The following is a 6,196-nucleotide window of genomic DNA, read 5'->3' as shown; positions in this document are numbered from 1 at the left end:
CGAGAGCTGGATCCTGCACCGTGCAGGATCCAGCTCTCGGCGGGGTGGGGTGCGTGAGAGCGGGGAGGGCTACTGCTGCTCGACGAGGTCGGGCTGCTTCTCGGCGCGGCGGGCCCGGACCTTCTCCAGCCGGCGCTCGACGAGCAGGTAGAGCACCGGGACGAAGAGCAGGGTGAGGAACGTCGAGGTGACGAGCCCGCCGATGACGACGAGCGCGAGCGGCTGGGAGATGAACGCGCTGCCGCCGGTGATGCCGGTCGCCATGGGGACCAGCGCCGCGATGGTCGCGGCGGCCGTCATGAGGATCGGGGCCAGGCGGTGCCGGCCACCCTCGATGATCCCCTCGACCAGCCCCATGCCCTCCTTGCGGTACTGGTTGATGAGGTCGATGAGGACGATCGCGTTCGTCACGACGATGCCGACGAGCATGAGCGCGCCGATGAGGCCGGGCACGTCGAGCTGGCTGCCGGTGAGGACGAGCATGAGCACCGCACCGGTCGCCGCGAACGGCACCGAGATCATGAGCACGAGGGGCTGGATGAGGGAGTTGAACGTCGCCACCATGACGAGGTAGACGATCGCCAGCGACAGGAGCAGCGCGAGGCCGAGGTTGGCGAAGGCCTCCTCCTGGTCGGCGCTGACCCCGGCGACCTCTGCCGAGACGCCGTCGGGCAGGTCGAGGGAGTCCAGCGCGCCCTGGAGGGCGGCGGTGACCTGGCCGAGGTCCGAGGCGGTGGACGTCGCGGTGATCGACGCGCTGCGCAGCCCGTCGGCCCGGGTGATGGTCACCGGCTGGGCGACCTCCTCGACCTGGGCCACCTGGGACAGCGGGACCGGGCCGGCCGGGGTCGCCAGCGGCAGCGCGGCGAGCTCCTCACGGGTCGCCGGCGCCTCGCCGACCTCCATGACGATCTCGTTGCGCCCGTTCTCGGTGTTGACGACGCCGAGCGTCGTGCCCTGCAGCGCCGTGGAGACGGTCTGTCCGACCTGCGCCTCGGTGAGCCCGAGGGCCGCGGCGGCCTCCCGGTCCACCCGGACCTGGAGGGTGGGCAGCTCGGCGGCGAGGTTGGAGGTGACGTCGGTGGTGCCCTCGATGCCGGCGACGGCGTCGAGCACCTGCTGCGCCGCTGTCTCGACGTCCTCCCCGTCGACGCCGCTGACGACGACCTCGAGGCTCCCCCCGAACCCGGCCATGCCGGTGGCCACGGTGAGCTCGCCCGCGTCCTCGACGTCGGCGAGCAGGGCGCGCAGCTCCTCCTCGGCGGCGACGGCGTCGGCGTCGAGGTCGAGGGTGATGGAGAACATCGTGTCGTTGGACGAGCCGAAGAACGCCATGGCGGCGTCGCCGGAGCCGCCGGTCACCTGGTAGGTCTCCACGTCGTCGAGCTCGGCGATGGCCTCCTCGACCCGCTGGGCGGCGGCGTCGGCGGCGGCCAGGGACGTGCCCGCGGGCAGCGTCTGGGTGACCGACAGGGTGTTCTGGCCGGTGTCCCCGATGAACTGGGTCTGCAGCTGGGTGGCCGCGCCGGCCGTCCCGGCGAGGACGACGACGGCGGCGAGCACGGCGAGCCACGGGCGGCGCAGCGCGGCGCGCAGGGTGCCGACGTAGCTGCGCTGGAGGAAGGAGCGGCGCTCCTTCTCCTCGGCCGCCGCGCGCACGACCGCGGGGTCCTCACCCGGTCGCGGACCGCGGACGAACCAGTAGGCGAGCACCGGGACGATGGTGAGCGCGACGAACAGGGAGGCGAGCAGGGCGAGCGCGGCGGTGAACGCGAAGGGCCGGAAGAGCTCACCGACCATCCCGCCGACGAGACCGATCGGCACGAACACGGCGGCGGTGGCGATCGTCGCGGAGGTGATGGCGCCGGCGACCTCGCGCACGGCGTCGAGGATCGCCTGGCGGCGCGGCTTGCCGTAGGACAGGTGCCGGTTGATGTTCTCGATGACGACGATCGAGTCGTCGACGACGCGGCCGACGGACACGGTGAGCGCGGCGAGGGTGAAGAGGTTGAGCGTGTAGCCCACGGTGCGCAGGCCGATGAGCGCGACGATGAGCGACAGCGGGATCGACAGCGCGGTCACCGCCGTCGGGCGCCACTTGCGCAGGAACAGCAGGATGACGACGACGGCGAAGACGAGGCCGAGCAGGCCCTCGACGGTGAGGTCCTCGATCGACTGCTCGATGAACGGCGCCTGGTCGAAGACGACGGTGATCTCCGCGCCCTCACCGAGCGCGGTCGCGAACTCGGGGATGAGCTCCTGGACCTCGTGGGAGACCTCGACGGTGTTGCCGTCGGGCGTCTTGGTGATGGCCAGCCCGAAGCTCGGCGTGCCGTCGGTGCGGCTGAAGGAGGTGGCGGTGGCGGGCTCGGAGGTGACCTCGGCGATCGTGTCGAGGCGCACCGGGCCGGCCGCGGTGGGGATGGGCAGGGCGGCGACGTCCTCGGCGGAGGTGAGCCGCTCGCCGGTCTGGACCGACAGGGTGCGGTCGTCCTCGGTGATCGTCCCGCCGGGCACGACGGCGCCGTTGGCGGTGAGCGCCTGGCCGATGGCGGTGGGGTCGAGGCCGGCCTGGGCGAGGGCGGGCAGGTCGACGTCGATACGGACCTGGTCGTCCTGCACGCCGCTGAGCTGGACGTCACGGACCCCGTCGAGGCGCTCGAGCTCGGGCACGACGACGGTGCGGAGCACCTCGGCGGCGGCGTCCTGGTCCCCGCTCGTCGCGGCGGAGAGCTGGACGACGGGCAGGTCGTCGATGCCGCCGGAGATGACCTGCCAGTCGGCGGCCTCGGGCAGCACGGGGCCCAGGCGGGTGAGGGCGGCCTGCAGCTCCTGCTGGGCGTTGGTGACGTTCGTGCCGTACTCGAGCTCGAGGAGGACGACGGAGGAGCCGGCGCTCGACGTCGACGTCGTGCCCTCGAGGCCCGCGACGACGCCCGCCGCCTGCTCGACGACGTCGCTCACCTGCTGCTCGACGACCTCGGGGGAGGCGCCGGGGTAGGAGGTGACGACGCCGACGATGGGCAGGTCGAGCGGCGGGATGAGCTCCTGCTTGAGCGTCGACGTCGCCCACAGGCCGCCGAGGACGGCGAGGACCGTGGCCAGGGCGACCAGCGCGCGGTTGGAGAGGCTGAACCGGGCAAGAGAGGACACGCGCGCTCCGTGTGGGAGAGTGGGCCGGGAAAGATCGGCTCTGACTAATACTTAGGCAGAGCGAAAGAAAGGTAACACGTGGACCAGCAGCCGGCTGAGCTCGTCGCCGAGGTGGACGCCGCCCGCCGGGCGATCGTCGCACAGCTGCACGCCCATCCCCGGTGCGCTCCGCTGCCCGAGGCGCCGGTGACCATGCAGCAGCTGCGCCTCCTCATGCTGCTGCGCGTCCACGGCCCGGTCGGGGGGCACCAGCTCGCCCGGCACCTCGACGTCTCGATGCCCACGGTGTCCGGTCTCGTGGACCGCCTCGTCGAGCGTGGCCTCGTCGAGCGCCGGCCCGACCCTGGCGACCGGCGGGTGCGGCTCGTCGGCCTGAGCGACCAGGGCCACGCCGTCGTCGCGGAGTACGAGGCGGCAGGCTGGGGCGCGGGGGAGGAGATCCTCCAGCACCTCGCCACCCAGGACCTGCGGGCGCTCGCCCAGGGGCTGACCGCGCTGGCGCAGGCGCTGAGCGCGCACGCCACGGACGCCGAGTACGCACCGCCGCCCCCGGCACCGTAGGGTCTTTCCATGAGCGCAGACCTCCCCACCGCCTCCGGCGGCTTCGGCGACGAGCCCACCCTGACCTTCCCCGACACCCCCGCCCCCGAGGGCCTGCAGGTGCAGGTGCTCGAGGCCGGTGACGGCCCGGCCGTCGAGGCAGGCAACACGATCGTGGTCAACTACCACGGCCAGATCTGGGACGGGCCCGTCTTCGACAGCTCCTACACCCGCGGTCAGACCATCTCCTTCCCGATCGGCGTCGGGATGGTCATCGGCGGCTGGGACGACGGCCTCGTCGGCAAGGCGATCGGCTCGCGCGTCCTCCTGTCCATCCCGCCGGAGCACGGCTACGGCCCGCGCGGCGTGCCGCAGGCCGGCATCGGCGGCGAGGACACCCTCGTCTTCGTCGTCGACATCGTCGGCGTCGAGTAGTCCTTCCATCAGCTCCTGCGCGGGCGTCGTCGGTGCCGCCGACGGCGCCCGCGCCTGTGCAGAGAGGTGCCCGCCGTGCGCATCGGCATCGAGATCCTTCCCCAGCAGCGGTGGCGTGAGGGGGCCGAGCTGTGGCGCCGCGCCGAGGGGATGGGCTTCGACCACGCCTGGACCTTCGACCACCTCGCGTGGCGCAGCCTCGTCGACGAGCCGTGGTTCGCCACCGTCCCGACCCTGACGGCGGCCGCGACGGTGACGTCGACCATCCGCCTCGGCACGTGGGTCGCCTCGCCGAACTACCGCCACCCGGTGACGTTCGCCAAGGAGCTCATGTCGCTCGACGACGTCTCCGGCGGGCGCGTGCTCCTGGGCGTGGGCTCGGGCGGCACTGGCGTGGACGCCGACGTCCTCGGCCTGCCGCGCCTCACCGGCCCGCAGCGCCAGCGCCGCTTCGCGGAGTTCGTCGAGCTGCTCGACCTCCTGCTCACCCAGGACCGCACGACGTGGTCCGGGGAGTACTTCACCGCCGTCGACGCCAGGATGATCCCCGGCAGCACCCAGCGGCCGCGGATGCCGTTCGTCGTCGCCGCCAACGGTCCGCGCGGGATGGCGCTCGCGGCCCGGAGCGGTGAGGGCTGGGCGACCGTCGGGGACGGCGCCGCCGCGGACGAGTCGCAGTGGTGGCAGGGCGTGGCCCGCCTCGCCTCCCGGTTCGCCGAGATCGAGGCCGAGCACGGCCGCTCCGGCAAGCCCCGCTACCTCGACGTCGACACCGCCGCCTACACCCTCGACTCCGTCGACCACGTGGAGGACAGCGTCGGGCGGGCCCGGGAGCTGGGCTTCACCGACGTCCTGGTCCACTGGCCCCGCGAGTCCGGCGTCTTCGCCGGCAGTGAGGCCGTGCTCGACGCCCTCGCCGAGCGGCTGCCCGACCTGCGGGCGGTCTGACCGCCGCTGAGCCAGCCCGGTTCTGACCCGGCTGCCGGGTCATTGACCGATTGTTGACGTGCAACCGCTTGCATGCCATGCTCGCGCCACCTAACGAGGAGGTAGGCATATGCGTAATGTCAAGGTGGTTGCGGCTGCTGCGCTGGGAGCGACGGTGCTCACCGGATGCGGGTTTCTCACGGGCGCGGGCGGCGGTGACTCGAGCGGTGCCGACGCGGGACAGTGCCAGGACCAGGCCATCCGCGTCGCGATGATCCGCACGGCCAACGACCCCGGCACGGTTGCCGCCCAGGCGATGGCGGAGCGGGTCGCGGAGCGCACCGACGGTGCCATCGACATGCAGGTGTTCCCCGACAGTCAGCTCGGCGACATGAACGACGCCTACGCAGGCGTCGCGAGCGGTGAGATCGACGTCTACTACGAGACGATCTCGACGTACTCGGCGCTGGCCGGCGCGGAGGAGTTCACGGCCCTGACCGTGCCCTTCCTCTGGGACAGCTACGAGCAGTTCAAGGCGGTGCTGGACTCCGAGGAGTTCGCCGAGATCTTCGACCGGGCGGCCGAGGCCACCGGTGTCCGGGTCGTCGAGGCCTCCGGGGACAACGAGCCGCGGGCGCTCACCGCCAACCGCCCGGTCGTGACGCCGGCCGACATGGAAGGCCTGCGCATCCGCATCGCGGACGCCCCGATCCCGCAGGCGTTCGCTGTCGCGCTCGGTGCACAGCCCCAGGTCATCGCCCTGTCCGACCTGTACTTCTCCCTCCGACAGGGAGTGGTCGACGCGCAGGAGACCGGTTCCGTCGCGGTGGTGAACAACAGCATCTACGAGGTGCAGGACTACTACATGCCGACGGACTACATCCGCGACGTGCGTGCCTGGTACTTCAACGACGACCTGTGGCAGGGCCTGTGCGAGGAGCACCGCTCGATCCTCGAGGAGGAGATGGAGCGCGTCGGCGAGGAGGTCACCGAGGCGACGCGGGCCACGATCGAGGAGGCCATGGCCGTCATCGAGGAGAACATGACCGTCGTGGACGTCGACATGGACGCCTTCCGTGAGGCGCTGGACGGGCAGTTCGACCAGTTCGACGGGGACATGTGGCCCGAGGGCACGCTCGAC

5 protein-coding genes are annotated in these 6,196 nt (G+C 72.1%); 4 read left to right on the top strand and 1 reads right to left on the bottom strand.

Annotated elements, in window-relative coordinates; all coding sequences use genetic code 11:
• Window positions 1–69: 69 nt before the first annotated feature.
• Window positions 70–3,153 carry an efflux RND transporter permease subunit gene (locus FHE66_RS06855; protein ID WP_139072221.1) on the bottom strand — a complete coding sequence of 1,028 codons (3,084 nt, stop codon included), beginning with the start codon at window positions 3,151–3,153 and terminating at the stop codon, window positions 70–72.
• A 78-nt stretch (window positions 3,154–3,231) separates the two neighbouring features.
• Here FHE66_RS06855 and FHE66_RS06850 point away from each other — a divergent pair, with 78 nt between their 5' ends.
• The 4 genes from FHE66_RS06850 to FHE66_RS15440 all read left to right on the top strand — a co-directional run.
• Window positions 3,232–3,714: a MarR family winged helix-turn-helix transcriptional regulator gene (locus FHE66_RS06850; protein WP_139072220.1), complete on the top strand. Its 483-nt coding sequence runs from the start codon at window positions 3,232–3,234 to the stop codon at window positions 3,712–3,714.
• A 9-nt stretch (window positions 3,715–3,723) separates the two neighbouring features.
• The gene (locus FHE66_RS06845; protein WP_139072219.1) at window positions 3,724–4,128 is read left to right on the top strand and encodes an FKBP-type peptidyl-prolyl cis-trans isomerase; all 405 of its coding nucleotides are present in this window, start codon (window positions 3,724–3,726) and stop codon (window positions 4,126–4,128) included.
• Between the two features lie 75 nt (window positions 4,129–4,203).
• Window positions 4,204–5,076 carry an LLM class flavin-dependent oxidoreductase gene (locus FHE66_RS06840; RefSeq protein ID WP_139072218.1) on the top strand — a complete coding sequence of 291 codons (873 nt, stop codon included), beginning with the start codon at window positions 4,204–4,206 and terminating at the stop codon, window positions 5,074–5,076.
• 109 nt (window positions 5,077–5,185) lie between these two features.
• Window positions 5,186–6,196: TRAP transporter substrate-binding protein (locus FHE66_RS15440; RefSeq protein WP_176554685.1), on the top strand; the 1,011-nt coding region annotated here is incomplete at its 3' end.

It is taken from the genome of Georgenia sp. 311, assembly GCF_006151955.1.
In the GTDB taxonomy this organism is placed as follows: Bacteria; Actinomycetota; Actinomycetes; order Actinomycetales; family Actinomycetaceae; genus Oceanitalea; species Oceanitalea wutianyii.
This window is presented reverse-complemented; position numbering and strand designations above follow the sequence as displayed.

Excerpts from the sequence above, each read along its gene's own strand:
- FHE66_RS06845 (WP_139072219.1), top strand. The coding sequence starts at position 3,724 with ATGAGCGCAGACCTCCCCACCGCCTCCGGCGGCTTCGGCGACGAGCCC.